General features: G+C 60.4%; 23 protein-coding genes and 2 pseudogenes. 17 read left to right on the top strand and 8 right to left on the bottom strand.

All coding sequences use genetic code 11. The features are described from left to right. The first annotated feature begins 180 nt into the window (after positions 1-180). The 3 genes from CEC48_RS20795 to CEC48_RS31625 all read left to right on the top strand — a co-directional run bounded on the left by CEC48_RS20795 (position 181) and on the right by CEC48_RS31625 (position 1,202). Positions 181-726 carry a hypothetical protein gene (locus tag CEC48_RS20795; protein ID WP_088425458.1) on the top strand — a complete coding sequence of 182 codons (546 nt, stop codon included), beginning with the start codon at positions 181-183 and terminating at the stop codon, positions 724-726. 84 nt (positions 727-810) lie between these two features. Beyond that, on the top strand, positions 811-1,029 hold the full coding sequence (locus CEC48_RS20790) for a hypothetical protein (RefSeq protein WP_088425464.1): 219 nt from the start codon (positions 811-813) through the stop codon (positions 1,027-1,029). An 11-nt stretch (positions 1,030-1,040) separates the two neighbouring features. Further along, a complete protein-coding gene (locus CEC48_RS31625) occupies positions 1,041-1,202 on the top strand; it encodes a hypothetical protein (RefSeq protein ID WP_176438747.1) in 162 nt (53 codons plus the stop codon). Positions 1,203-1,205: 3 nt separating this feature from the next. On the opposite strand, the gene CEC48_RS20785 is transcribed toward CEC48_RS31625, so the two are convergent. Together CEC48_RS20785 and CEC48_RS20780 are read right to left on the bottom strand one after the other, a co-directional pair. Then, positions 1,206-2,552, bottom strand: coding sequence for a sodium:proton antiporter (locus tag CEC48_RS20785; RefSeq protein WP_088425457.1), 1,347 nt, complete (start codon positions 2,550-2,552; stop codon positions 1,206-1,208). Between the two features lie 99 nt (positions 2,553-2,651). Beyond that, a complete protein-coding gene (locus tag CEC48_RS20780) occupies positions 2,652-6,479 on the bottom strand; it encodes a hypothetical protein (RefSeq protein WP_141099698.1) in 3,828 nt (1,275 codons plus the stop codon). Between the two features lie 194 nt (positions 6,480-6,673). Between CEC48_RS20780 and CEC48_RS32230 the strand changes: the two are divergent. The 7 genes and pseudogenes from CEC48_RS32230 to CEC48_RS31895 all read left to right on the top strand — a co-directional run. Beyond that, positions 6,674-6,772, top strand: a pseudogene (locus CEC48_RS32230) (general stress protein); the annotation flags it as partial. Positions 6,773-6,842: 70 nt separating this feature from the next. After that, a complete protein-coding gene (locus tag CEC48_RS20770) occupies positions 6,843-7,634 on the top strand; it encodes a CDP-diacylglycerol diphosphatase (protein WP_088425454.1) in 792 nt (263 codons plus the stop codon). A gap of 103 nt (positions 7,635-7,737) precedes the next feature. Next, positions 7,738-9,732, top strand: coding sequence for an aminotransferase class I/II-fold pyridoxal phosphate-dependent enzyme (locus CEC48_RS32045; protein WP_088425453.1), 1,995 nt, complete (start codon positions 7,738-7,740; stop codon positions 9,730-9,732). Between the two features lie 25 nt (positions 9,733-9,757). After that, positions 9,758-10,594, top strand: coding sequence for a transporter substrate-binding domain-containing protein (locus CEC48_RS20760; RefSeq protein ID WP_088425452.1), 837 nt, complete (start codon positions 9,758-9,760; stop codon positions 10,592-10,594). Positions 10,595-10,759: 165 nt separating this feature from the next. Beyond that, positions 10,760-11,464 (top strand): ABC transporter permease, encoded by a 705-nt coding sequence (locus tag CEC48_RS20750; RefSeq protein ID WP_088425450.1) that lies wholly within the window; start codon positions 10,760-10,762, stop codon positions 11,462-11,464. A gap of 7 nt (positions 11,465-11,471) precedes the next feature. Next, positions 11,472-12,170, top strand: coding sequence for an ABC transporter permease (locus CEC48_RS20745; protein ID WP_088425449.1), 699 nt, complete (start codon positions 11,472-11,474; stop codon positions 12,168-12,170). Beyond that, positions 12,167-13,165, top strand: coding sequence for a DMT family transporter (locus tag CEC48_RS31895; RefSeq protein WP_088425448.1), 999 nt, complete (start codon positions 12,167-12,169; stop codon positions 13,163-13,165). The genes CEC48_RS20745 and CEC48_RS31895 overlap by 4 nt, the downstream gene beginning before the upstream one ends. On the opposite strand, the pseudogene CEC48_RS20735 reads toward CEC48_RS31895, so the two are convergent. Then, positions 13,121-13,549 (bottom strand): annotated as a pseudogene (locus CEC48_RS20735) (TetR family transcriptional regulator C-terminal domain-containing protein); the annotation flags it as partial. The gene CEC48_RS31895 and the pseudogene CEC48_RS20735 sit on opposite strands and share 45 nt — an antisense overlap. 158 nt (positions 13,550-13,707) lie before the next feature. Between CEC48_RS20735 and CEC48_RS20730 the strand changes: the two are divergent. Next, positions 13,708-14,703 carry a succinylglutamate desuccinylase/aspartoacylase family protein gene (locus CEC48_RS20730; protein ID WP_088425446.1) on the top strand — a complete coding sequence of 332 codons (996 nt, stop codon included), beginning with the start codon at positions 13,708-13,710 and terminating at the stop codon, positions 14,701-14,703. A 25-nt stretch (positions 14,704-14,728) separates the two neighbouring features. Here CEC48_RS20730 and CEC48_RS20725 read toward each other — a convergent pair whose 3' ends face one another. From CEC48_RS20725 to CEC48_RS20715, 3 genes are read right to left on the bottom strand one after another with little or no spacing between them, the layout of a single operon-like run. Then, positions 14,729-15,982, bottom strand: coding sequence for an EAL domain-containing response regulator (locus CEC48_RS20725; protein ID WP_088425445.1), 1,254 nt, complete (start codon positions 15,980-15,982; stop codon positions 14,729-14,731). A 9-nt stretch (positions 15,983-15,991) separates the two neighbouring features. Beyond that, positions 15,992-16,375, bottom strand: coding sequence for a response regulator (locus tag CEC48_RS20720; RefSeq protein WP_088425444.1), 384 nt, complete (start codon positions 16,373-16,375; stop codon positions 15,992-15,994). Then, positions 16,360-17,715: a HAMP domain-containing sensor histidine kinase gene (locus CEC48_RS20715; RefSeq protein ID WP_088425443.1), complete on the bottom strand. Its 1,356-nt coding sequence runs from the start codon at positions 17,713-17,715 to the stop codon at positions 16,360-16,362. Before CEC48_RS20715 ends, CEC48_RS20720 begins: the two co-directional genes overlap by 16 nt. 412 nt (positions 17,716-18,127) lie before the next feature. Here CEC48_RS20715 and CEC48_RS20710 point away from each other — a divergent pair, with 412 nt between their 5' ends. Genes CEC48_RS20710 through xylB form a run of 5 tightly spaced genes read left to right on the top strand, consistent with a single transcriptional unit; the run spans position 18,128 to position 24,120 of the window. Beyond that, positions 18,128-19,660 (top strand): sugar ABC transporter ATP-binding protein, encoded by a 1,533-nt coding sequence (locus tag CEC48_RS20710; RefSeq protein ID WP_088425442.1) that lies wholly within the window; start codon positions 18,128-18,130, stop codon positions 19,658-19,660. Positions 19,661-19,685: 25 nt separating this feature from the next. Continuing rightward, positions 19,686-20,654, top strand: coding sequence for a ribose ABC transporter permease (locus tag CEC48_RS20705; protein ID WP_088425441.1), 969 nt, complete (start codon positions 19,686-19,688; stop codon positions 20,652-20,654). A gap of 33 nt (positions 20,655-20,687) precedes the next feature. Further along, positions 20,688-21,629 carry an ABC transporter substrate-binding protein gene (locus tag CEC48_RS20700; protein ID WP_088425440.1) on the top strand — a complete coding sequence of 314 codons (942 nt, stop codon included), beginning with the start codon at positions 20,688-20,690 and terminating at the stop codon, positions 21,627-21,629. Between the two features lie 21 nt (positions 21,630-21,650). Beyond that, positions 21,651-22,643 (top strand): LacI family DNA-binding transcriptional regulator, encoded by a 993-nt coding sequence (locus CEC48_RS20695; RefSeq protein ID WP_088425439.1) that lies wholly within the window; start codon positions 21,651-21,653, stop codon positions 22,641-22,643. Position 22,644: 1 nt separating this feature from the next. Further along, positions 22,645-24,120: a xylulokinase gene (gene xylB, locus CEC48_RS20690; protein WP_088425438.1), complete on the top strand. Its 1,476-nt coding sequence runs from the start codon at positions 22,645-22,647 to the stop codon at positions 24,118-24,120. Between the two features lie 60 nt (positions 24,121-24,180). Here the strand turns inward: xylB and CEC48_RS20685 are convergent, their stop codons facing one another. Together CEC48_RS20685 and CEC48_RS20680 are read right to left on the bottom strand one after the other, a co-directional pair. Then, positions 24,181-24,528 carry a hypothetical protein gene (locus CEC48_RS20685; RefSeq protein ID WP_256579759.1) on the bottom strand — a complete coding sequence of 116 codons (348 nt, stop codon included), beginning with the start codon at positions 24,526-24,528 and terminating at the stop codon, positions 24,181-24,183. After that, on the bottom strand, positions 24,525-24,968 hold the full coding sequence (locus tag CEC48_RS20680) for an Lrp/AsnC family transcriptional regulator (protein ID WP_088425437.1): 444 nt from the start codon (positions 24,966-24,968) through the stop codon (positions 24,525-24,527). Before CEC48_RS20680 ends, CEC48_RS20685 begins: the two co-directional genes overlap by 4 nt. A gap of 130 nt (positions 24,969-25,098) precedes the next feature. Between CEC48_RS20680 and CEC48_RS20675 the strand changes: the two genes are divergently transcribed. After that, positions 25,099-25,998: a DMT family transporter gene (locus CEC48_RS20675; RefSeq protein WP_088425436.1), complete on the top strand. Its 900-nt coding sequence runs from the start codon at positions 25,099-25,101 to the stop codon at positions 25,996-25,998. Positions 25,999-26,012 lie beyond the last annotated feature (14 nt).

The raw sequence follows: 26,012 nt of genomic DNA, 5'->3' as shown, positions 1-26,012 counted from the left end.
AGCTTGCTCCCGCTGGGCTGCGCAGCGGCCCCAAAACAGGGAGCGCTGCGCACTCCAGCGGGAGCAAGCTCCCTCGCCACATATAGCTCCATATCGCCCCAAAACGGTGCGTTGATTACTTGAACTTTGCACCACGCCGGTTCTTCTAACGTGCTTCAAACACCCGCGCGGAGCCCGATCGTGCCCAGAATCATTTCCCCCCAAACCCCTGAGTCGGCCCTGACAGACCACAGCGAGCACGACGCGAAGATGTTCGGTTCGCCCAAGGACCGCCTCGACTTCTACCGGCGCGAGATCCAGTACGAAACCAGCATCCTGGCCAACCGCACCGACGCCTACCTCACGGCTCAGTCGTTCCTGGTGATCGCCTTTGTGTCCGGCATGGGCAACCTCAACCCTGAGTGGGGCAAGCTGTTCACCCTGCTGGTGCCGGTATTCCTGGCGCTGCTGGGCATCCTCAGTTCCCTCAACGCCTGGCCGGGCATTCGGGCGGCCTACGACATCATCGATCACTGGCACTACAAGCAAAGCGAACTGCTGAGCAGCGAACCGGTGATGGGCCTGGCCTACGATGAGTCGCCGCTGTTTTGCGAGACCGAGTCGTCCCACAAGGGCTATCGCAAGTCGCTGCTGTTCTCGATGCGCGCGCCGTGGCTGTTCATGGTGTTCTGGGTGATCCTGGGCGCCTACGCGTTCTATATCCAGGTCGACAACCCAGGCTCCTAGGCAATCGGAATGAACTTTGGCCCGGCGTGCAGCACCTTACGTTTACGCAGGGCAAGTTTTCCCAAGATCTGCGAAGAGGTGACCATGAACGCAACCGATAAAGACGACCCGCAAGTCAGCGGCCGCAATGACCCCGCCATCGACGGTGGCGAGCCGGCACCGGGTACAGGTGCCGCCGCACCGAAAGACCCAAAGCCTGCCACCGACCCAAAGGCTGAAGAAAACGACTACAGTCCAGACTTCAAGCCCGAGCGCGAGCCCAAGCCTGAAACCGATGCCGATATCGATACCCAAGGCGGTTAGAGGAGACGGTCATGTCAGTTGAAATAGAAGAAGATGATGAGCTCGAAGAAGACGACGACGAACTCAATGACCCGGGCAATGAAGACCCGGGTTCATTGATGGATGATGCCGAGGTACCGCTTAACGACCTGGATGATGCGGCCGATGTCGGCAACATCGAAAACCAGCAATAAGCCTCATTTTTGCGCCTGGGCACGTCGTTCATACCACGCCAGCATCGGCTGCGTGCTAAGCCCGTGAACGACGATGCTCAGGGCAATGACTGACAGCGTGAGGTTCACCGCCACCGCGCTGCTGGTACCCACCAGCCCATGGTTGATGGCATAGAACAGGTAGTAAATGCTGCCGATCCCGCGAATCCCGAACCAGCCCATCAGCCCGCGCTGATTGCGGTCCAGCAGTGTGCCCCAGGGCACCGACAGCACACTGAGCGGGCGAATCACGCAAAACAGCAACGCGCCCACCGCCAGCGCCCGCCAGTCCCAATGGCTGACCAGCACCACGCCCAGCAGCGTCACCAGGAACACTTCCATCGAGCGCTCCACCAAGCCGCCAAAGGCGAGCATGTCGCCCATCATCACCCCGGCGGCAATCTGCGTGTCGTGCAACTGCCCAAGGTCGCCATGCAGCGCTTTTTCCGGCGCCACTTCCATGTGGCCAACCACCGGCTGGGCCAAATGTTCAGAAGGGGTCTGTGAGCTGCCAGTAGACTTGAACTCTGCCTGGCGCAGCCCGAGGCCGGCGGCAAATACCGACAGAAAGCCATAGCCGCCGATGGCTTCGGCCACCACATAGGCCAGGGCGATCAAGGCCAGCGTCAGGTAATCGTTTGGTGACAGGGTGCTGTCTTCATTGGTGATACGCATCTTGAGGGTCACCCGGCCGATGCCCCGGCCCATCCAGTAGCCGACCAGCAGCCCGGCAGGCACGGCCCACAGCAGGTTTTTCAGGACCCAGCCGCCAAGCCAGTCACCGTCGAACCCGCCGTGCTGCATGAAAATCAGCGCAAAGATGACAAACGGGAAGGCCGTACCGTCGTTCAACCCTGCCTCACCGGACAGGCCAAAGCGCAGCGGGTCGTAGTCCTGAGCGTTATTGACCTGCACCAGGCCCGCCAGCACCGGATCGGTCGGCGCAAGGATCGCACCCACCAACAACGAAACGCCCCACGACAAGCCAAACACCCAATGCAGCACCGCGCATGTGCCAATGATGGTCAGCAGCATCACCGGGCCCGCCATGCCAAACGCAATGCGCCAGGTGCGGTGCTTGAGGGGCAGCCGCAGTTTCAGCCCGCTGACAAACAACGAGAACAGCACCGCGACTTCCGTCAGGTGTTCCATCCAGCTGGCTGAGGCCTTGATGTCCAGGTGCAGCAGGTCCACACCCAACGGGCCAATGCCCACGCCCAGCAACAGGCACACCGCCGAGGTGGTGACCGGCATCCAGCGCAGGTAGGAGGAGGTGAGGGCGAGGGTGAGCAACACCGCGCCCAGTACGGCCATCCATAGAATGAACGTCATCGAAGCTTCCTCAGGACGGCGGCGTTGAGCGTTGGAGGCGCAGGCGAGCAGGGTGGTTCAAACTATTGTTACCAGGCCCTGCTACGTCGGGATAACGTCTTACTTGCTCAGATGAGTGACGTGGGCATTGAGCGTGCTGCTAGGGGTGAAGGCGATGCTATAACCCGGCCCGGAGTTCATAAAGTCCTGAAGTCCGGCCTGTTGCTCACTCCCCAGTTTGTAGACATTGGATTTACCGGCGGTTGCCGGTTGTACTTGCAACCCTCCCAAGTGCGAATCCAATGCATGTGAGTTGGAATGATAAAGGTATAAATCGCCGTTACTGGTTTTTTGGATATAGGCAGCGTGGGTGATCTTGCCTTCGTTGTAGCCGTTCTTGCTAACGAACGTAACGATTCCGGACTCGGTGATATCACTGGCGTTAAACGTATCCTTCAGGGTCTGCGGTGTGATTTTCATCAATTCGTTATAGCGCGGCGTACCGCCATTGAACACTTGCGCAATAACGGTTTTGAAGGTCCGGTCGGTGATTTTCTTGTCCGCCTGGGCGGTGCGCAGTGCGGTTGCGTAGCAGATGTCGAGCTCTGCTTTTTCATCAATCGTGCGATACAGGCTCGTTATGTTGTCTTTCAATTCATCGCTGGAAAGCGCTTTTGGCTGGAAGTTTTCCAGTGGTTTCCCATAAGGCTGTTTTGTTTTCAGGTCCAGGGTATGCCACTGGCCCGTGGTGTCATCCAGTTTTGCGATTTGCCTGATCTCGTCGCCAGCATTGGCTGCCTTGAGTGTGCCCTCGGCAATGCCGGGCTTTTTAAGCAACGACGGCAGATCCCCCCGGCGCAGGGCGCCGCGCAGCTGATTGATGCCATTGCCGCCCCAGTTCAGCGCTTTGCCGCCCAATTTCAAAACGCCCCGGGCGATGTCCTCGGCACCGCTGAGTGGGTTGAGACTGCCCAGTGCCGCGCGACCGATAATTTTCACTGCCCGTGCCGCCTTGGCAAACGCTGATGCGCCGGCTGCCAGCACTTTGGCGCCTTTGACGGCAGCGCCCAAGCCCACCACGAAACCAAATACGTCCAGCGCCAGGTCGCCAAAGCCCTCGGCGATTTTGCCAGCCTGGAAGTTCTTGATCGCCGACCTCAAGGGAATCAGGTTGAGGAAAAACTCCTTGGCCTTTTTGCTGAAGGGCACTTCGGTATCAAACGTAGTCAGGCCTGCGGCGGCCTTGTTGATTGAAGGCATATCGATGTCCTTCACCACCGCATCAACAATGTATGACGTCCTCTCGCTGGTAAAACTTAGGGGAACATCGTGCAGCGGATCTGTTTTTTCATCGCTCACTCCCGGTGTGTAATCTCCAGAGGGCACGATTTCTTCAAACTCTCTGCGGGAACCTCTGAGATGAACACCTTCAACCGTGTTGAATTTGGGATCAGATTTAAGTTCTCCCAGGTTTGGACGTTTCGAGATTTTGCCGTTTTTCAGATTGATTTCGTAGGTGTGGACCCGGGGCCCGCGCTCGGTTTTAACCAGCACGACGCCTTCATTCACCCGATCCCGGTTGGCGTTTTTTTTGTTAATGGGGGTTTCTTTTATCTCCCTGGCAATAGTGATTTTGCCGTATTCGAGATCCTTCCGGTCTTCCAGGGGAAGTTTGGTAATCATCGATTTAACTTGCGCTTTAACACCCCTCTCTATGGTGTTGCTGTAGGTCTTGAATGCTTGTTGAAATTCATTCGATATATCTGGCAGGTTTTTGGTTTTGGCTAATACATCGTTGATGTCCACGGCATTTGATGAAGAAACCCATTTGTTGTTGGTAGCGTGTCCGCGGGTATTGCCTCGAAAGCGCACGGGTGTCTCGATCTGGGGGCGATCAAATAAATTCCTGTCCATATACAGATCCAGCACCGAATAGGGACCTGGGAATAGGCTATGGGGTGGATCCAGAGTGATGCATTTTTCCTGCAGGCTCGTGGCATCCATATCCGGCAGAACTTTTTGCAGGTGTGCCAGCGCCATTTCATTGCGTACCGGCATCTGCGCACTTTGCGCGCCGCAGGCCTCTTTCAGCTCGTTGATTTGCGCGTCAAAGGCCGCACGCACTTGCATCATCTGCGCTTCGCTTACGTCTAGGGATGGAACGATGCCATTGACACGCCCCCACACCTTCAGTGCTTTTTGCTGCGCGGCGTATTCGATTTGGCGCTCGTTTGCAGAGATCGGCGCGATATCAGCGTGGCTCATGACATCACTGTATGTCATGGACGCTGTCGATCCTGGCGCCTGTTCTTCCAGGCGCGCCACTGCTGTCGTGAAACTGACCCAGCTATGAGTACCGTAGAGCACGCCCGGCGGTATCTCCTTCACCAGGAACTCTGGCGCCCTGGACGACAGCAATACATGAGCCTGGAGCGCGGCCTTCTCGGGGGATGATGCTTTACCGGTGGCTTGCAGCTCATTGATCAGGTTCTGGACGGCATAGGAAGGCGGCTTGCCCCAGTGCGACGTTTGCGCCATGTCAACGCCGGCGACGGCGGAGGGACCTTTTGCGCAGGCGTGCGAGGGAGGAGCAGTCCCGCCCCAGGAAATGCGGGCAACGGACGCGTCCTGGTCCACACTCAAGGCCGCCAATAGCCAGTCGTTGACACTGCCTTTGACCGAACGGGCCTCGAACTTGGCCTGAATCGCCCGGCCCAACGCCTGGCCCTTGGGCGAGTTGACGAGTGTCTCGAGTACGCGTTGCGGATGGCGCAGCGCGGATTGGCTGAACGTCGTGCCTTGCATCAGGTACTCCAGCACGTTTCTGAAGCTACTCACATCAATGTCGCCAAACTTGCCGTGACGCAGGTCTCCCCGCAATTGCAACTGGCTCGTCTGGTCCAGCGGTTCGGGCCACGCCAGTGCACCGCCGTAATTGCCCAAAACAGGGGCATTCAATTCCGGCCTCATCAGAGCATTGCTGAGGTTGCTCACTTGCTCTGAGGTGGTGGGGATATCCCAGCCGTTTTCCTGGATAAACGCCTCAAGGCTGAGGGTTGTAACGTCGCCAGGGCTTTGTTCTTTAGCAGATGCGCTGTCGGCATGGATCCCGATACTGGTCTTTTTCAGGTACTCGGGGATTCTCCCACTCCAATAGCCTGTCTCTGTTTGCTGGGCTGCCAGGTACTTCAACTCACCGGCCAGGCTGTATTGGTTATGGATATTGCCCAGTACGGTTTTCTGCCGGTTGAGTTCGTCCTCGCTGCGGATTAGATGCAAACCCGCGTAGCGCGGCTTATCGAGCTCGGGAAAGGCGGTGTCGCGCGCAAGGTCTGCAGCGCGTTCGTGGGCGTGAGCGGGCAGGATATGCTCCTGCTCCCGGTAGAAATGGTTCACCAGCCACAACGGCGCACTGCTGCTGTTTTCCGATAGCGGCGGCTTGAAGGTGTTGCCGCTGCCACCGCCCACCACCCGCGCAGCTTCCTGGACGGGCCCTGCCACCTGCGACCAGCCTTGGTCGTCTAGCGGGTCGGCTTCTCCTGGCGTGACAGGCGCGTAGGGAAAGAGCTGGTAAGCAATTCGACCGGAGTTGGGAGCGATATTTACCGTGTCAGGATTGATCCCCACCGACCTCATCCAGTCAACCACTGGCTGGGACTGCATGCTACGGCCCAGTTGCGACCACCACTGGCCGAACGTCGAATTCGGCGGAATGTTGTGAACCATCAGCGCTTCGTCAGTGCGGGGGTCACCCTTAATCTGGAGCAACGCCTTGCCCACCAGCGGCGCCAGTTCGCGGTCGCCCTGGGTGCGTGGGTTATCAGACGCAGGAAGTATGCCTTGAGGGACGCTTTGTACCGATACCAGCGGCTGACTCGCTGAAGCCATCATCGGGTCGGAATTCACTGGCGTTTGAGGTTGGGAGTTAACTCGGCTGGCAGAGATCATGAATGGATGGCTCGCAAGGTAATTGTCAGGGGCATCCCAGCGATATTTCGTTCGCTGCGATGTGACCCTTCGTACCCATAACTGCCGTTACGATTCCGTCCCTTCGGCAATCAATGATTACCGGACTTTGCGCCCCATTCGGTTCCCTGAGTTCGCAGCCGAATCATGTCAATCAGTTGCCGCAACCCCGGCTGCGACTGACGGCCGAAGACCTGCAACATATCGACCGTATCCTGGCCAGCACGATAAAAGACCCGGTAGGGCCGGAATTTATGGACACTGCCAAACGTTAACCTTTGCGACAGGGATGTCTTGCAGTTGTAAAACAACAAATGACATCCTTTTGGCGTTGAGGTTTTTGGCATGAAGCGCGGCACCGTATTCAAGACCATCGGTAGTTTGCTGTGTGTGGCGGCGTTGGCGGGCGCCTGGAAATGGCGGGGCAACCCGGATGTACTCTGGCAGATCGTCAGCCGCCAATGCGTGCCCGACCAGAGCCAGCACCACAACCCGAGCCCATGCCTTCAGGTTGACCCGGACAAGGGCTTTGCGTTGCTCAAGGACCTCAACGGCCCTTATCAGGACTTGCTGATCCCCACCGACAAAGTCACCGGCATCGAAGACATCGCACTGACCCGTGACCTGCTGCCGCATTACTTTGCCCAGGCCTGGAAACACCACGATGTGCTGTCCACCGGCCTGGCAACGCCGATTGCCGACCGCTATGTCTCCCTGGCGATCAACTCGCGTTATGGCCGCTCGCAGAACCAGCTGCACATCCACATCGCCTGCCTGCGCCCCGACGTCTTCAACACCCTTAACGAGCGCGCCACCACCCTCAATGAGCAATGGCAAACCCTGCCGGTAAAACTGCAGGGGCATACCTACAGCGCCCGCACCTTGTCGGCGGCGGACTTCGACCTGCGTGACCCGCTGGCGATATTGAATGAGTACGTGCAGGCCCAGGGCGCCGCCATGGCCAGCTACAGCTTGCTGCTGGCACCGGGTGCCAACGGCAATTTTGTGCTGTTGACCACGCGGCTGACGCTCAAGGAATGGAACCTGGCGTCGGCCGAGGAGCTGCAAGATCACCAGTGCAACCTGATGGGCAAACCACCACAACGACCTGTTTTAGCTGTTAACGACATCCCGTGAAATTTGCCGTTGAACGAGTGTTCAGTTTCAATTATGTTGGCTGCACCCCCTGCCTGGTAACAGGCGGGCTTGCGCTTTTTCTGATTGAACGAGAGGCACTGGCATGCGGTTTTCACCCTTTGTTGAGCGAATTGCAGGGCAGGGCGTAGCCGCCTGGGACATCCACCACGCCGCCTTCCAGGCCAGCAGCAAAGGCGAAGACATCATTATCCTGAGTGTGGGCGACCCGGATTTCGCCACCCCTTCGTTCATCACCGACGCCGCCGTCGAGGCCCTGCGCCAGGGTGACACCCACTACACCGAAATCGCCGGCCGCCCGGCACTGCGCGATGCGATTGCCGCCCGTTACAGCCAGTCCCTGGCTCGCCCGATCAACGCTGAAAACGTCATCACCGTGGCCGGTGCGCAAAACGCCTTGTTCGTCACCTCGCTGTGCCTGTTGCAAGCCGGTGATGAAGTGATCGTGCTCGACCCGATGTACGTCACCTACGAGGCCACGCTCAAGGCCAGCGGCGCGACGCTGGTGCGGGTGCCGTGTTCTGCCGACGCGGGCTTTCGCCTGGATCCGGCGCTACTGGCCGCCGCCATCACGCCGCGCACCCGGGCGATTTTCTTCTCCAACCCCAACAACCCCACCGGCGTTGTGCTCAACCCCCAGGAACTGCAAGTGATTGCCGACCTGGCGATCGAGCATGAGCTGTGGGTGGTGGTGGACGAGGTCTACGAAAGCCTGGTGTTCGATGGCGAGTACCATAGCCTGGCTGCGCTGCCGGGCATGGCCGAACGCTGCATCGTGATTGGCAGCCTGTCCAAATCCCACGCCATGACCGGCTGGCGTATCGGCTGGATTATCGCCGAGCCTGCCATGGTTGCCCACGCCGAAACCCTGGTATTGAGCATGCTGTACGGCTTGCCGGGCTTTGTGATGGAAGCCGCGACCGCCGCAGTACTGGCCCACGATGAAGTCACTCACGGCATGCGGGAAACCTACCGGCGTCGCCGTGACCTGGTGGTAGCAGGCCTGAGCGGTTGCCCGGGCATCCACGTGCAAACCCCGCAAGCAGGCATGTTCGTGCTGGTGGATGTGCGGGATACGGGCCTCAGTTCGCTGGACTTCGCTTGGCGGCTGTTCCGCGAAGCGGGGGTTTCCGTGCTGGATGCCGCCGCCTTCGGTGAACCGGCCCAGGGCTTTGTGCGGCTGTCGTTCACCCTGGGTGAAACGCGGCTGGCCGAGGCCTGCGAGCGTATCAGCGGCTTCGTCGACAAGCTGGCCGGCGAACCACGAATAGCGCCCGCAGCGAAAATCATCAGCGTGCAGCCGGTCGCCGCGAAGAAGATGATCGAGGTGCTCGACCTGCACAAACGCTTCGGCAATATCGAAGTGCTCAAGGGCATCTCCCTGACCGCCCACGAAGGCGAAGTGATTTCGCTGATCGGCGCCAGTGGCTCGGGCAAAAGCACCTTGCTGCGTTGCATCAACATGCTCGAAGTGCCGGACCAGGGCAGCATTCACGTCGACGGCGAAAGCATCAAACTCAACTACGGCCGCCCCGGCGCACCGCTGGTGGCCGATGCCAAACAGCTGGTGCGGATCCGCTCGACCCTCGGCATGGTGTTCCAGAACTTCAACCTGTGGCCCCATCGCACGGTACTGGAAAACCTCATCGAAGCGCCGATCCAGGTGCTGCGCGAAAGCCGTGCCGAAGCCATCGAACGCGCCGAAGCCTTGCTCGACCGGGTGGGCCTGGCCGCCAAGCGCAACGAATACCCGGCGTTCCTCTCCGGCGGCCAGCAACAGCGGGTGGCCATCGCCCGCGCCCTGGCCATGCGCCCCAAAGTCATGTTGTTCGACGAACCCACCTCGGCCCTCGACCCGGAGTTGGTCGGCGAAGTGCTGCGGGTGATTCGTTCCCTGGCCGAAGAAGGCCGCACCATGATCCTGGTGACCCACGAAATGGCGTTCGCTCGGGATGTGTCATCCAAAGTCGCGTTTTTGCATCAAGGCCTGATCGAGGAAACCGGCTCGCCGGACTCAGTGTTTATCGACCCACGCAGTGAACGTTGCCGGCAGTTCGTCAACGCGCATCAAACTCGCTAACTCCAAAAAAAGACGGGGCAAGATCATGAAATCCAAACGATTGGCAAAGTGGTTGAGCAGTGCAGTATTGATGCTGGCGGCAGGTTCGGTGCTTGCAGCGGAAAAACCCATCGTGTTCGCGGTGGCGGCGGAACCCTACCCGCCGTTCACGGTGAAGGGTGGCAACGGGGAATGGACAGGGTTTGAGGTCGACCTGATTCACAAGCTCTGCGGCTTGATGAAGGCTGAGTGCCAAATCAAGGAAGTGGCGTGGGATGGGATTATTCCGTCGTTGCTGGCTAAGAAAATCGACGTGATTTTCTCCTCGATGTCGGTCACCGACGAGCGCGAAAAACAGATCGCTTTCAGCCGCGCTTATTACGATTCGCTGCTCGGCATTGCCGGCCCCAAGGGCACAACGGTCGAGGTCTCGCCGGCGGGCCTGAAGGGCAAGATCATCGGCGTGCAGATCTCCACGGTCAGCGCCAACTACCTGAAGAAGTACTACGAGAACATTGCTGACCTTAAGTACTACGACACCCAGGAATCGGCCAACGCCGACCTGATTGCCGGGCGCACCGACTTGATGATGGCCGACGGCATCGCTATCGCCATGATGGTCAAAACCCCTGAAGCCCAGGGCCTGGCCGAAATCGCCGAGGTGCCTTACGACCCCGTTATCGGTCGCGGTGTAGGCGCTGGCCTGCGCAAGGAAGACACCGAACTGAAGGCCCGCCTGGACAAGGCCATCGGCGAGTTGCTGGTGAGCAAGGACTACGCTGACCTCTCGCAGAGTGTGTTTGGTGTCTCGGTCAGCCCCTGCAAGCGCGCTGATACCCCGGCCTATGTGAGCAAAGTCTGCGACAGCCCCTACACAAACTAACCCGGTAGAAAGGGAGTTCTTGTGGCGAGGGAGCTTGCTCCCGCTGGGGTGCGAAGCACCCCCAAAAAATGGGCCTGCTACGCAGTCCAGCGGGAGCAAGCTCCCTCGCCACAGCAAGCTCCCTCGCCACAGGGGCATCGCCTGTCATAGAAATAGGGAGCGCCGATGTTCGATCTACTCAACTTCAGCGAGCAAGGCTGGGGCAATGCACTGCTCAAAGGGTTATGGATGACCCTGCAGATCTCCGCCGGCTCGTTTGCGGTGGGGCTGCTGATCGGCCTGGTGGTGGCCTGCGCCAAGCTCAGTGCACCTCGCCCGATTGCCATGCTGATGCGCGGCTACACCACGGTATTTCGCGCAGTGCCCGAGCTGCTGTTGATCCTGCTGCTGTATTACGCAGGCTCCATGGGCCTCAACGCGCTGATGCTGTGGCTGGGGTTTGAGCAGTTCAACATCAGCGGCCCACTGGTGGCGGTGCTGGTATTGGGGCTGGTGCAAGGCGCTTACGCCTCGGAGATTTTCCGCGCGGCGATCCTGGCGATTCCCCATGGCCAGATTGAAGCGGCGCGGGCCTTTGGCTTGAGCGGCTTTGGCCTGTTCCGCCGGGTGACCCTGCCGATCATGGCGCCGTATGCCTTGGCCGGCATGTCCAACCTGTGGATCAACCTGATCAAGGACAGCGCGCTGATCAGCGTGGTGGGCACCAACGAACTGCTGTACACCGCGAAACAGGCGGCGGGCTCGACCCGGCATTACCTGTTGTTCTACCTCACGGCCGCCGCCTTGTATTACCTGGTGACATTGGCCTCCAACTACCTGTCCGGGCGCCTGGAGCGACGTATTCGTCGCTGGATGCCGGTTGTCGAGTGAGCCGCACATGCCTGAGTGGATAAGTTATTACGCAGGACTGATCGCCAAGGGCTTGCAGACGACGCTGTCACTGCTGGTGATCTCGGCAGTGTTCGGCTTCGCCCTGGCGGTGCTGGTGGCCTTGGCGCGGCTGTCCCGGCGCAAGTGGCTGGCCCGTTCTGCGCTGGCGTACACCAGCGTGCTGCGGGGCACGCCGTTGCTGATCCAGATCTACATTTTCTACTACGGCCTGGGCAGCCTGTTTGCCCAGTTCCCGATGATTCGCGGGAGTTTCCTGTGGCCGTTTCTGCGGGACGGTTACTGGTACATTGTGTTTGCCCTGGTGCTCTCGGTAGGTGCGTACGTCGGTGAAGTGATTCGCGGCGGCCTGCTGGCAGTGCCCAAGGGCGAAATGGAAGCCGCCTCGGCGTTTGGCATGACGCCGCGCCAGGCACTGTTGCGAGTGCGCTTGCCACGGGCCATGCGCCTGTTGCTGCCGACACTGGCGGGGGAGACGGTAATGCTGTTGAAATCCACGGCGCTGGCCTCGACCATCGCGGTGGTCGACCTGCTCGGCGCCGCCAACGTGGTGCGCGCCCAGACCTTGCAGATCTACCAGCCGCTGCTATTGGTGGCCGGGGTTTACCTGTGCCTGACCTTCCTGATCGAAGCCCTGTATGCGATTGCCGAGCGGCGTGGCACGCCGTTGCGCAGGTCTGCCGGATGAAAACCGATCGCTCGTTGCAAGGGATTGCCCTGTGCTCACTGGCCTATGCGTTCCTGGCGTTGCAGGACGCCGGGATCAAATGGCTGGTGGCCGACTATTCAGTGTTCACCATCCTGTTCTGGCGCAGCCTGGTGGTGGTCGCCGCGTGTGTGATCGCCGGGCGCCTGGGCTTGCTCAAGCGCGCGTGGCACTCGGTCAGCCGCAAGCTGTTGATCATCCGGGGCCTGCTGTCGCTGCTGGCCTGGTTGCTGTATTACACCGCCGCCAAGGACTTGACCCTGGCGGAAATGACCACCCTGTATTTTTCCGCGCCCATCATGGTCACCTTGCTGGCGGCGCTGATCCTCAAGGAGCGCGCCAGCCGCGGCCAGTGGGTTTCGCTGATCATCGGTTTTGTCGGTGTGGTGATCGCCTGTCGCCCCAGCAGCATGGTCGACCCGCTGCCGATCGGCCTGACGCTGGCCGCAGCACTGTGCTGGGCATTTACCTATATCCAGTTGCGCCAGGTGGACGACAACACCTCGGTGTTGGAGCAAATGCTGATCACCAATGTGGTGTTCGTGATTTGCATGGCGGTGACACTGCCCTGGACTCACACACCGTCGCCGACGCCCGCATGGCTGGGCATGCTCGGTGCCGGGCTGGTGGGCGGCATTGGCCAGTTCCTGCTGTTTGCGAGCTTCCGCCGGGCCACGGCGACGCTGTTGGCGCCGTTCGAATACACCGGGCTGATCTGGGCGTTCCTGCTGTCGAGCCTGGTGTGGGGCACGGTGATGGACGTGTCGCTGATCTTCGGCGCCGTACTGATCGCCATCAGCGGCACCCTGGCCATGCTCAGCGCCCGGCACCCCGTGTCACAGGACGTGGTCGGCGCCGAATGCTCCGTGACGCAGCCCCTGTATCCAGCAGCGGCAGATGTGCAGCCCGTTGGCGGGGCTGAAGGTGCCGGGGTTGAGGCACCACTCAAGCCAGAGTCCGTCGAGCATCGCCGATAGTCCGATGGCCGCCAGGCGCGTGTCGTGGATCACGAAGCCTTCGCTCTCGGCCAGGTCGTCGAGCAGTTGGCGGATCAGTTCGAGGTAGGCGCGGTAGCTTTTTTCATGGGAGTCATTTACGTGCCGGGAGTGGCGGATCAGGCTCCAGAACACCACCCACACGCCCAGCAACTTGGGGTCCATGACCCGGGAGGAAAACGACCCGGCGAGGAACGCGTCCAGCCGCGCCGCCGGGCCCTGGGCCTGGTCGACTTCCTGCCAGAGGGCGGTAGTCAGTTCACTGGCGAGTTTGTGGTAGGTCTCGGCGATCAGTGCGTCGATGCTGCCGAAATGGTGATTGAGCAACCCCACCGAAACCCCGGCTTCAGCGGCGATGCGCCGCACGGAAATGCCGGCATGCCCGTCCCGGGCGAGGCTGGTGAGGGTGGCGGCAATCAACCGGTCGCGACGGTCTTCGGTCACAGGCACACCCTTGATCAAGATAGAAAGTTGAACGGTCGTTCAATATATACCTGCAGCACCAACAAGAGGAGAGCAACGGCATGGCAAAAGACCTTTCGTGGCCAGTCCCCGGCGACTCCGGGAACACCCTGCACATCGGCGCCTGGCGCTTTGAGGGGGATGGCAGCGGCCCACGGGTGCACCTGCAAGCCGGTGTGCACGCCGATGAAATCGCCGGGATGCTGGTGTTGCACCAGTTGTTGCCGCGGTTGCAGGCGTGCCAGGAGCAGGGGCGGCTCAAGGGCACCGTGACGGTGGTGCCTCAGGCTAATCCGTTTGGCATCGGGCAGTTTCGCCAGGGACGGCTGTTGGGGCGGTTTCATGAGGCCACCGGGCAGAATTTTAACCGGGCGTTTGATCATTCATTGGCGATGGAACGCCCGGCGAGCAACCTGGCGCAGTGGCAGAAAAGTCTTGTGCAGTTGGCGGCTGATGCGGAGTTGGTGCTGGACCTGCACACGGATGATGAGGCGCTGCCGTACCTGTATATCCACCGCAGCTTTTGGCCAGAAGGGCGAGCGTTGGCGGCGGCGTTGCAGGTGGAGGTGGTGATTGTGTGGGACGAGGGCGGCGACGGGTCGTTTGAAGAAACCATCATCAATCACGCAACCCCGCGATTGGCAGCGACCATTGAATTGCGTGGGCAGGCGGATGTGGGTGATGCCTTGGCACAGCACGATGGCGACGGAATCTGGGCCTGGCTCTGTGCAAGCGGGGTGATCGACGAAGCGCCAGTGATTGCCGATTGGCAGGGGCAGGTGGTGGACATGGGCTGTATGGAGACCATTCTGGCACCGTGTGCCGGGGTGCTGGTGTTTGAAAAGGGTTTGGGTGAGGAGGTTGAGGAAGGGGAGCGGTTTGCACGGATTATTCGGCGGCCCGGAGATCCGGACTCCGAGGTGGTGCTGCATGCCGCGCAAAGCGGGCGCATGGTGACGGGGCATCGGGAGCGGCTGGTATCCCAGGGGTCGGTGGTGGCCAAGTTCACCGGGTCACGGTTGTCCGACAGCTATAGCGGTGGGGTGTTGGATCCTTAGGGTTGTCGCACTCAGGCCTACTGGCTCAGGCGAGGGTGCGTTTATCCAGCAACAGGCGCTCCAGCTCCTTCATTGGCAACGGCCGGCTGAACAGATAACCCTGGATCTGATCGCAGCCGGCGTCCCGCAGAAACTCCAGCTGTGCCTGGGTTTCCACACCTTCGGCCACCACCCGCAGCTTCAGGCTGTGGGCCAGTTCGATGATGGTGCGGGTGATCGCGGCGTCCTGGGGGTTGCTGGTGACTTCGCGGATAAACGCGATGTCGATTTTCAGCGTATCAATCGGAAATCGCCGCAGGTAGGCCAGGCTTGAATAGCCAGTGCCGAAATCGTCGATGGAGATCTTCACACCCATCGCCCGCAAGCGTTGCAAGCTGGCGATGGTGTGCTGGGTGTTTTCCATCAGTGAGCCTTCGGTCAATTCAACCTCTAGCCAATGCGCTTCCACGCCAGCCCTTGCAAGGGAATGCGCGATATCGGCAATCAAGTCGCCTTCGATCAATTGATGCCCCGACACGTTGACCGACACCTCGACCGCGCCCACTGCCGTGGATTGCCAGGCGGCGATCTGGCGGCACACATTGTCGATCACCCAACGACCGAGTGTCACGATCAACCCAAGGCTCTCCAGGATCGGAATAAATACCGCCGGAGACACCGCGCCGTAGCCGGGCCGGTCCCAGCGCAGCAGTGCTTCAAGGGCACACACCTGACCGCTGGCCAGCTCGACCTTGGGCTGGTAATGCAGCACGAATTCTTCCTGCTCAACGGCTTGGCGCAGGGCTTTTTCCAGGTCCCGGCGGGCCAGGTCATGGACGTTCAAGCGGGCGGTTTCGTGATGGTGATGCTGCAGTTGCTGCTCAAGCAACAGGCTGTGGTTTTTCAACTGGTCGCTGTGGGCCTTGAGCCGCAGCAGGTTGCGGACCCGTAGCCACAATTCAACCCGTTCCACCGGCTTGCTGAGGAACTCTTCGGCCCCGGTTTCCAGGCCGCTCACCCGTGCGCTGGATTCACTCAAGGCCGAGAGCATGATGATCGGAATGTTCGCCGTGGCCTGGTTGCCCTTGAGCTGGTTGGCCACTTCGTAGCCGTCCATGCCCGGCATCATGATGTCCAGCAGGATCAAGTCCGGCGGCTGTTGCGCCACCAGTTGCAAGGCTTCTTCACCACTGGCGGCGCTCAAGATCTGGTAACCCTCATGGCGCAGCAGGGTTTCCAGCAGCTTGCGCACCTGGATTTCATCATCAACGATCAAGAGCGTTGCGGGTTGGCTGGCCATGGAGAGGACTCAAGTTGGAGGTGTAATGTTCTTTTGCAGCAGCGTGTCGATCACCTGGTACAGCTCTTTGTAGCGCAGGGGCTTGATGATGTAGGCGTCGCAGCTGGCCCGAAGGGTTTTATCGCGGTCTTCCTTCATGGCCATGGCGGTCAGGGCGATCACCGGGATGTGCGCGGTGTGCGGGTCCTGCTTGAGCAGTGAAGTGGCCGCCAGGCCGTCCATGCCGGGCAACTGGATGTCCATCAGGATCAGCGCCGGTTGTTTTTCCCGGGCCAGGGTCAGGCCGGTCTCGGCATCGGCGGCCCACAACACGCTATGGCCGGCGTTCACCAGCAGCAGGCGGGCGAGGCGCATATTGGCCTCGTTGTCTTCGACGATCAGGATTTCGGCCATGCGGCCTCCGTGTCCGCTGCGCGATGCAGCGGCAACCACACCACAAAACGCGCCCCTTCACCTTCGCGGCTGGCCACGGCGACGCTGCCGCCGTGCAGGTCGGTCAGTTGCTTGACCATCGCCAGCCCCAGGCCCGTGCCTTCGAATTTGCGTGCCAGGCTGCTGTCGATCTGGCTGAAGGCCTTGAACAACTTGCTCATGTCGTCCCGGGCGATACCGATGCCGGTGTCGCTGACACTCAATTCCAGAAACTGTTGGTGCGCGCTTGGCTGCAGGACAAAGCCGTGGGTGGGCCAGTCGCCGGGGATCTGCCCCACTTGGGCACGACTCACCTCGCGTACCGACAGGGTCACGGAGCTGCCGTGCTCGCTGAATTTCACGGCATTGGCCAGCAGGTTGTAGATGATCTGCTTGGTCTTGCGCAGGTCCAGTTCCAGGATGCCGAAGTCATCCGGGCTTTCGAGCTTCAACTGGATGCGTTGAAGGGCGGCCTTTTCCCGCACGATCAGCAGACTGTTGGTTAACAGGCCCGCCAACTCCACGGCTTCCAGCTCCAGGTCCATCATTCCGGCCTCGACCTTGGACAGGTCGAGAATGTCGTTGATCAGCGACAGCAAGTGCTGGCCGCTGGTGAAGATGTCGCCAATGTATTCGCGCTGGGTATCGCTCATGTCACCCACCAGGCCGTCCTTGAGTGCCTCGGAAAAGCCGATCACTGCATTCAGCGGCGTGCGCAATTCGTGGGACATGGTGGCGAGGAATTCGGACTTCATGTGGCTGGCGTGTTCCAGCTCCAGGTTCTTTTCTTCCAGGGCACGCTCAAAGCCTTTGCGTTGCGCCTCTTCCTGCTTGCGGGCGGTGTTGTCAGTGCCGATCAGCAGGTAGCCGATGATCGCGTCGTTTTTATTGCGCAGGGCCGTCACCGAGACCATGGCCGACAGGCGACTGTTGTCCTTGCGGATGTAGGTCAGCTCGTAGATGTCCTCGATGCCCCGCGAGGCCTTGAACACCAGGGCTTCAAAGCCGGGGGTGATCGGCGTGTCCAGTTCCAGGCTGAGGGCAGCGGCGCGGGTGATCAGTTCGGCAGGGTCGGAAATATCGGCCGGCGTGACGCGGTTCAGCACATCGGCGGCGGCATACCTGAGCATGCGTTCGGCGCCGACGTTGAAGATCTGGATCACGCCTTTTTCGTCGGTAGCGATGCTGGAGAAATAGGCGCTGTTGAAGATCGCGTCTTGCAGGGCGCCGGTCTTGAGCAGGGCTTTCTGGCGTTTGAATTCGACGATTTTCTCAGCCCGGGATTGCGGCTCCACCGGGCTGTCGACTGAAGAATTATCCATCGTAAAGGTGTTCCGCGAACTTCAGGCCCGGCACCGCCAATGGCAGCGCCGCAGAGCATGCTCACAGAAGATCGCGCAGGCGCGATGAGGAGGAGATGAGGTCTTTGGACGATAGCAGATAAACAGCAAACGACCTGTCTTTTTATGGCCAAAAGCATACCGTTTTTCGAAAAAATACCTTGAATGAATAGATTCAGATAAAGAGGGTTCGGTTTGTTTGCGATTAGCCGCTCTATATCAGCGATATGAGCATTTATTCATTAGGTGAAACGTTTAATCAAACGATAAACGGCTCACGCAAGCGCTTGCGTAAACAAATGTAACTGAATTAGAGTCGGCAGTAATCAGGTCTGCCGATGAGTGCCATTGGCAAACGCTTGAACACAAAAATAATAAAACCAGGAGCTCAGTCATGAGCCTTGACCCCTTGCTTGAAATGCACGGCATCAGCAAGACCTTCAATGGCCTGCGGGTGCTCAAGAACGTCAGCCTGAAAGTCTACCCCGGTGAAATCCACGCCTTGATGGGTGAGAACGGCGCCGGCAAATCGACGCTGATGAAGATCCTTTCCGGTGCCTACCAGGCCGACGACGGCGGCACTATCCGTATCGATGGCCAGCCCGTCGCCAGCTACAATCCCGCCTCCGCAAAAGCCCTCGGCATTGCCGTGATCTACCAGGAACTAAGCCTGTGCCCGAACCTCACGGTGGCCGAGAACATCTACCTGGGCCGTGAACTGCGCCGTGGCTGGACCATCGACCGCAAGGGCATGGAAGCCGGGGTTGCCGAGGTGCTGGCAAGGCTCGGCGCGGAGTTTCTGCCCACCACCCGCGTCACCAGCCTGTCCATCGCCGAGCGCCAACTGGTGGAAATCGCCCGCGCCCTGCATGCCCACGCAAAAATCCTGGTGATGGACGAGCCCACCACGCCGCTGTCATCCCGCGAGACCGACCGCCTGTTTGCGCTGATCAAACAGCTGCGCAGCCAGGGTTTGGCGATCATCTATATCAGCCACCGCATGGCGGAAATCTACGAGCTGTCGGACCGGGTCTCGGTGCTGCGTGACGGCGAGTACGTCGGCGAACTGGCGCGGGACGTGCTGTCCGCCGAGGTGCTGGTGAAGATGATGGTGGGTCGCGACCTTTCCGGCTTCTACAAGAAAGAACATGCCGCCTACGACCCGGGCCAAGTGGTGATGCGCGTGCGTGACATGGCCGACGGCAAGCGCGTGCGCAACTGCAGCTTCGACCTGCACGCCGGTGAAGTGCTGGGCATCGCCGGGCTGGTGGGCGCCGGCCGTACCGAGCTGGCGCGGCTGATCTTTGCCGCCGACCCACGCACCTCCGGCACGCTGGAGGTGGTCGGCAAGACCGTGACCCAACTGCGCAACCCGGCGGACGCGATCCGTGCCGGCGTGGTGTACCTCACCGAAGACCGCAAGGCCCAGGGCCTGTTTCTCGACATGAGCGTGGCCGACAACATCAACGTCTGCGCCTGTGTGCCGGATGCGCATGCCGGCGGCGTGCTCGACCGTGGCCACGGTGCGCAACGGGCTAACGACGCGATCAAGTCGCTGTCGATCCGTGTGGCGTCGGGCAAGGTCAATGTCGGCGCGTTGTCCGGTGGCAATCAGCAGAAGGTGCTGCTGGCGCGGCTGCTGGAGGTCAAGCCGCATGTGCTGATCCTCGACGAGCCTACGCGGGGCGTGGACATCGGTTCCAAATCCGAGATCTACCGCATCATCAACCAGTTGGCCAAAGCCGGAGTCGGCATCGTGGTGATCTCCAGCGAGTTGCCGGAAATCATTGGCACCTGCGACCGCGTGCTGATCATGCGCGAAGGGCAACTGGTGGCCGAGGTAGGCGGGGCATCGGGGCTGGATATTTCCCAGGAGGCGATTATCGACCTCGCCACCGGCAGCGAGCAGGTGGTCGCCCATGGCTAATTCAACTACAAGCGGGAGCAACACCATGACTGTGGCAACGATCGGCAAGGCTGAGCGTATTCGGGAACTGATGCGCACGGTGGGCATGTTGCCGGTGCTGGTGCTGCTGTTGGTGGGCTTTGCCCTGGCCAGCGAAAACTTCATGACGGTGCAGAACCTGTCGATCATCACCCAGCAGGCGTCGGTCAACGTGGTGCTGGCGGCGGGCATGACCTTTGTGATCCTCACGGCCGGTATCGACCTTTCGGTGGGGGCGATTCTCGCGGCCTCAGCCGTGGTCGCGCTGCAAGCCTCGATGTCGCCGCAATTCGGTATGTTCGGGATTGCCGCCGGGATTGGCTTCGGCCTGTTGCTGGGCCTGGTCAACGGCGGGCTGATCGCCTTTATGCGCCTGCCGCCGTTTATTGTGACTCTGGGTGCACTGACGGCCATGCGCGGTTTGGCGCGTTTGCTGGCCGACGACAAAACAGTGTTCAACCCGGACCTGCCGTTTGCCTTTATCGGCAACGATTCGGTGCTGGGCGTGCCATGGCTGGTGATTATCGCCGTGGCTGTTGTCGCGCTGTCGTGGTTCATCCTGCGGCGCACGGTGATGGGCGTGCAGATCTATTCCGTCGGTGGCAACCCGGAAGCGGCGCGCTTGTCGGGGATCAAGGTGTGGAAAGTCTTGCTCTTCGTCTATGCCATGTCCGGCGCCCTGGCTGGCCTGGGCGCGGTGATGAGTGCCTCACGCCTGTTCGCCGCCAATGGCCTGCAACTGGGGCAATCCTATGAGCTGGATGCGATCGCTGCGGTAATCCTCGGCGGCACCAGTTTCACCGGTGGCGTCGGCACCATCGGCGGCACGCTGATTGGCGCGCTGATCATCGCGGTATTGACCAACGGCCTGGTGCTGCTTGGCGTGTCGGATATCTGGCAGTACATCATCAAAGGCATCGTGATCATTGGCGCGGTGGCGCTGGATCGTTATCGCCAGTCCGGTGCGCGGACCTGATTTCACTCAAACAACAATCACAAGAGAGTCATCATGAACTTCAAACGCATTTTTCCTGTTGTCGCCTCCCTGGGCGTTGCCGTGTTGATGTCCCAAGCCGTGGAAGCCCGTGAACTGAAAGCCATCGGCATCAGCATGGGTTCCCTCGGCAACCCGTACTTCGTGACCCTGGCCGACGGCGCCACGGCCCGGGCCAAGGAGCTGAACCCGGCGGTCAAGGTGACCTCGGTGTCGGCCGACTACGACCTGAGCAAGCAGTTCTCGCAGATCGATAACTTCATCTCGTCCAAGGTCGACCTGATCCTGATCAACGCCGTCGATCCGTCGGCCATGGCCTCGGCGATCAAGAAAGCCCGTGACGCGGGGATCGTGGTGGTGGCGGTGGACGTCGACGCCAAGGGCGTGAACGCCACGGTGCAGACCGACAACGTCGAAGCCGGCAAGCTCGCCTGCCAGTTCATCGTCGACAAGCTCTCGGGCAAGGGCAACGTGATTATCCAGAACGGCCCGCAAGTGACGGCCGTGACCGATCGCGTCAAAGGCTGTAAAGCGGCCCTGGCTTCGGCGCCGGATATCAAGGTGCTGTCTGATGACCAGGACGGCAAAGGCTCCCGCGAAGGCGGTTTGAACGTGATGCAGGGCTACCTGACGCGTTTCCAGAAAATCGACGGCCTGTTTGCAATTAACGACCCGCAAGCCATCGGCAGCGACCTGGCCGCCAAGCAGCTCAAGCGTAGCGGCATCATCATTACTTCCGTGGACGGCGCGCCGGACATCGAGAATGCCCTGAAGACTGACACCATGATCCAGGCCTCCGCCAGCCAGGACCCATGGGCCATGGCCCAGACGGCGGTTAACGTCGGCAACGACATTCTCAATGACAAACAACCCGCCGAAGCGGTTACCCTGCTGGCGCCAAAATTGATCACCCGCGAAAACGTAGGTTCCTACAGCGGTTGGTCAAGCAAACATTAAAAGCGCGCAGGAGTGAGTACCGTGGCAACCATGGAGGATGTGGCAAGAATTGCTGGGGTGTCGACATCGACGGTTTCCCACGTCTTGAACGGCACCCGCAAGGTCAGCCCGGACACGGTGCAAGCGGTGCAGAGCGCGATCCGGCAGTTGGGCTACATCCCCAATACGCTGGCGCGCTCCCTGGCCAGGTCCACCACCAATACGATTGGTGTGGCGATCTCGGCACTGTCCAACCATTACTTCAGTGAAACGGTGCACGCGATTGAAACCGAGTGCGCCAAGCACGGCTACATGATGCTGTTTGTCGATACCCATGACGATCCCGAGCAGGAATTGAAGGTGGTCACGACGCTGCATCATCGGCGGGTGGACGGCATTCTGCTGGCGCCGTCTACCGGTTCGTCGGCACTTGAGTACTTGCAGGTCAATGAAGTGCCGGCGGTGCTGGTGGACCGAATGATGAGCGACCGTTTTGATCAGGTCGGAGTGGAAAACACACTGTCCACCCAGGCCTTGGTGGCGCACTTGATCGAGCATGGTCACCGGCGCATCGGTTTTATTTCCGGGCGAGCGGGGCTTGGCACTTCCGCTGAGCGCGTTGCTGGGTATCAAGCCGCGTTGCAGGCGGCGGGGTTACCATTTGATCCGCAGTTGCTGGTCAATGGTGGTTCCAGCAGCGAGCCTGCGCGCCACGCCACGGCGCAGTTATTGGCGTTGGCAACACCGCCCACGGCAATCATGGCGGGCAATAACCTGATGACCCTCGGTGCAATGCACGCCTTGCGTGATGCGCACATCGATGTACCCGGGCAAATGGCCTTGGTGGGCTTCGATGATTTTGAATGGGCGGATTTCTTTGTGCCGCGCCTGACGTTGATCGCGCAGCCGGTCCAGGAACTGGGCGCCCGAGCGGTCAACCTGCTGCTTGAGCGCATGGCGTCGCCCAAGCGTAAAAAACACAGCGTGCGGCTCGCGCCCACCCTGAAGATTCGTAATTCATGCGGCTGCCCCTGATATGAACAACCCGGTTTCCCTTGGCATTGATCTTGGTACCTCGGAACTCAAGGCGATCTTGATGGACGAGCATGGCAGCGTCCTCGCCCATGCGGGGGCGCGGTTGACGATATCGCGTCTGCACAGCGGCTGGTCCGAGCAGGATCCTGAGGATTGGTGGCAAGCGTGCCTCCGTGCCCTGGACCAGTTGCGTGCGGATCAGCCGCAGGCTTATGGCCGGGTGAGCTGTATCGGTTTGTCCGGGCAAATGCACGGTGCCGTGCTGTTGGGGGATGACGATCGGGTGTTGTATCCGGCCATTCTTTGGGACGACTCCCGCGCCATGGCACAGGCTGAGGCCTTGGGCAGCGAGTTTGCCGACGTCACTGGCAGCTTGCCGATGGCCGGCCTTACCGCGCCGAAACTGCTGTGGCTGCAGCAGCACGAGCCTATCGTATTCGAGGCGATTGGCTGCGTACTGTCGCCCAAGGATTACCTGCGCCTGCGCTTGAGTGGCGAGCGTGTCAGTGATGTGTCCGATGGGGCCGGGACGTTGTGGCTGGATGTGGCCAGCCGGGAATGGTTTGAGCCCATGTTGCGGGCAACGGGTTTGCGATTGGCGCAGATGCCAAGGCTGGTGGAGGGTGGGGCGGCCAGCGCTCATTTGAATGCCGCTGCGGCGGGGCGATTGGGCTTGGCGCAGGGCCTGGTGATTGCCGGCGGTGGCGGGGATAACCCGGTCGCAGCGGTGGGCATCGGCGCGGTGAATGCCGGTGACGCATTTATCACCCTTGGTACCAGTGCGGCCATCGTTGCGATTACCGACCATGCGGCGGGAAATCCGGCGAGCGCCGTGCACAGCTTTTGCCATGCACTGCCCAACCGCTGGTACACCATGGGCGCGATGTTGGCCGGGGCCAGTTGTTTGCGTTGGGTGACGCGGTTGACCGGGTCTGCTGATGAGCAGGCGTTGCTGGATCAGGTGCAGGTCGCGTTGCCGATCGGGCGAGGTGTACCGGTTTCCAATCCGCTGTTTTTGCCGTATCTGGCGGGTGAGCGTACGCCGCATAATGATCCGTTGTTGCGTGGTGGGTTTATGAATTTGGGGCATGACTGCACGCCTGCGATGCTTGGGTATGCGGTGATGGAAGGGGTTGGGTTTGGCCTGCTGGATGCGTTGAATGCGGTGCAGTCGGCCGGGGCTACGGTAGGCGCTTGCGCGTTGGTTGGCGGTGGCGCTCGCAGTGAGTATTGGGCGCAGTTGCTGGCCAATATTCTTGAGCGGGAGATCTTCACGTTACACGGCAGTGAGTTGAGCGCGTGTATTGGAGCAGCCAAGTTGGGGTTTCTGGCGGGTGGGCAGGGCGCGGCGCTTTTGCAGGCGGGCATGCCGGTCAAGAAGCGGTTTTTCCCGGACGGCACTCAACGGGTCGTGTTGCAGACGCGTTATCGAAAATTCCAGGGGTTGCTGGTTGCCGCCAAGGCTTTGCACGAATAGGCACGGCGCGGTCCAGTGTGGGAGCGGGCTTGCTCGCGAAGGTCGTTAACGATGGCGGTGTCAGGTTTTTGCAGCCAACTCGCGCAGCACCCTCAGCAACGTGGTCTCACCCTTGACCACCTCGGCATGCTCAAAGCAGATCCAGCCTTCATTAAGCCCATCGATCATGCGCATGCGCGGCATTGGATTCTGCGCACCTTGCTCACGAAACATCGGCTCCCAGGTATCGCGCGGCACCACCTGCGCAGTCACGCCACGGTTGAGCACTTCGGTCAAGGTGCGGGCGATGTCGTTCGGGCTGACCCACTGGCCTTCCAGTTCCACTACCCGGCGCCCGGCCCAGTGCTGCTGCAACAGTTGCGCGGCGAGGCCACCGACCCCGTCATTGCATAAGTGACTGAAAGTCATGAGTCGCCGAGTGGCGGCAACCGGCGTTTCACCGGGGTTTTCTTGACGATGGCGGTGTTGGTTTCGGCATACACGTTGAGCCGGTCCAGCAGCGTGTCGAGTTGATCCATGGTGCGCACATGCAGGCGCGCGATGAAGCAGTCGTCGCCGGTCACCTTGTCGCATTCGGTGAACTCGGGGATCGCCTGGATCTGCCGTTCCACTTCCTGCAATTTCCCGGGCAAGGGGCGAATGCGCACGATGGCTTGCAGCAAATAGCCGAAATGCTTGGGGTCGATGTCCACGGTGTAGTTTTTCAACACGCCGCGCTCTTCCAGGCGCCGCAGCCGCTCGCCGACGCTGGGGGAGGAGAGCCCCGTGATGCCTGCCAATGCCTTGAGGGAAAGGCGCGAATCATCCATCAGCGCGGCGATCAATTGCTGGTCAATGCTGTCAATCATGGTTGCTCCAAAAGTGTTTGCCCTGGTTTGCCTAATAAGAATAGGCGAAATACAAGGTTCGCCTTATTTAGTATCTGGAGTCGCTGCTAGCGAGATTGCCATAATTGAGCCTCATTTGAGGAGCTCAATCATGGACAAATCCATACGTCGCGGATCATGGGAAATGGTCGCCGCCATGCTGATATCCGGCACCATCGGCTGGTTCGTGCTGGTGTCGGGGGTGCCCGTTGTCGAAGTGGTGTTCTGGCGCTGCGTGATCGGTGCGGTGACGTTACTGGTGGTGTGCTGGCTGATGGGTTATTTGCGCCTGGACCTGCTGAGTTACCCAAAGCTGGGGCTGGCGATGCTCAGCGGCGTGGCGATTGTGGGCAATTGGTTGCTGCTGTTTGAGTCGTACGCGAGGGCTTCAATCTCCATCAGTACGGCGGTGTATAACGTGCAGCCGTTCATGCTGGTGATGCTGGCGGCGGTGTTTCTGGGCGAGAAAATCACCGTGCAAAAGCTCGCCTGGCTGAGCGTGGCATTTGTCGGGATGCTCGCCATCGTCACCGCCCATGGCGATCAGCAAAACACCGGGGATGACTACCTGGTGGGCGTGGCATTGGCGCTGGGCGCGGCCTTCCTGTATGCGATTGCGGCGCTGATCATCAAGCGTTTGAAGGACGTGCCGCCGCATTTGATGGCGCTGATTCAGGTGACCACGGGCGCCTTGCTGCTCGCGCCGTTGATGCAATGGCAAAGCCTCTCGGCGTCGATCGATGCCTGGGCGGCACTGCTGACCTTAGGCGCGGTGCACACCGGTTTGATGTACGTGTTGCTGTATGGCGCGATTCAGAAGTTGCCCACGGCAATCACCGGGGCGCTGTCGTTTATCTACCCGATCGCGGCAATCTTTGTCGACTGGATTGCCTTTGGGCATCGCCTGGGCTGGCTGCAATGGCTCGGCGTGGCAGCGATTTTGCTCGCCGCAGCCGGGTTACAGCGGGGTTGGTGGTGGCGAACCAAGGCGGTGGTGAGCGCTACGCCGTAGCGTGACACTCGCCT

This window comes from Pseudomonas sp. K2I15 (assembly GCF_002204795.1).
Classification (GTDB): domain Bacteria; phylum Pseudomonadota; class Gammaproteobacteria; order Pseudomonadales; family Pseudomonadaceae; genus Aquipseudomonas.
Note: the sequence above shows the minus strand (reverse complement) of the source record. Positions and strands in the feature narration are given on the sequence as shown.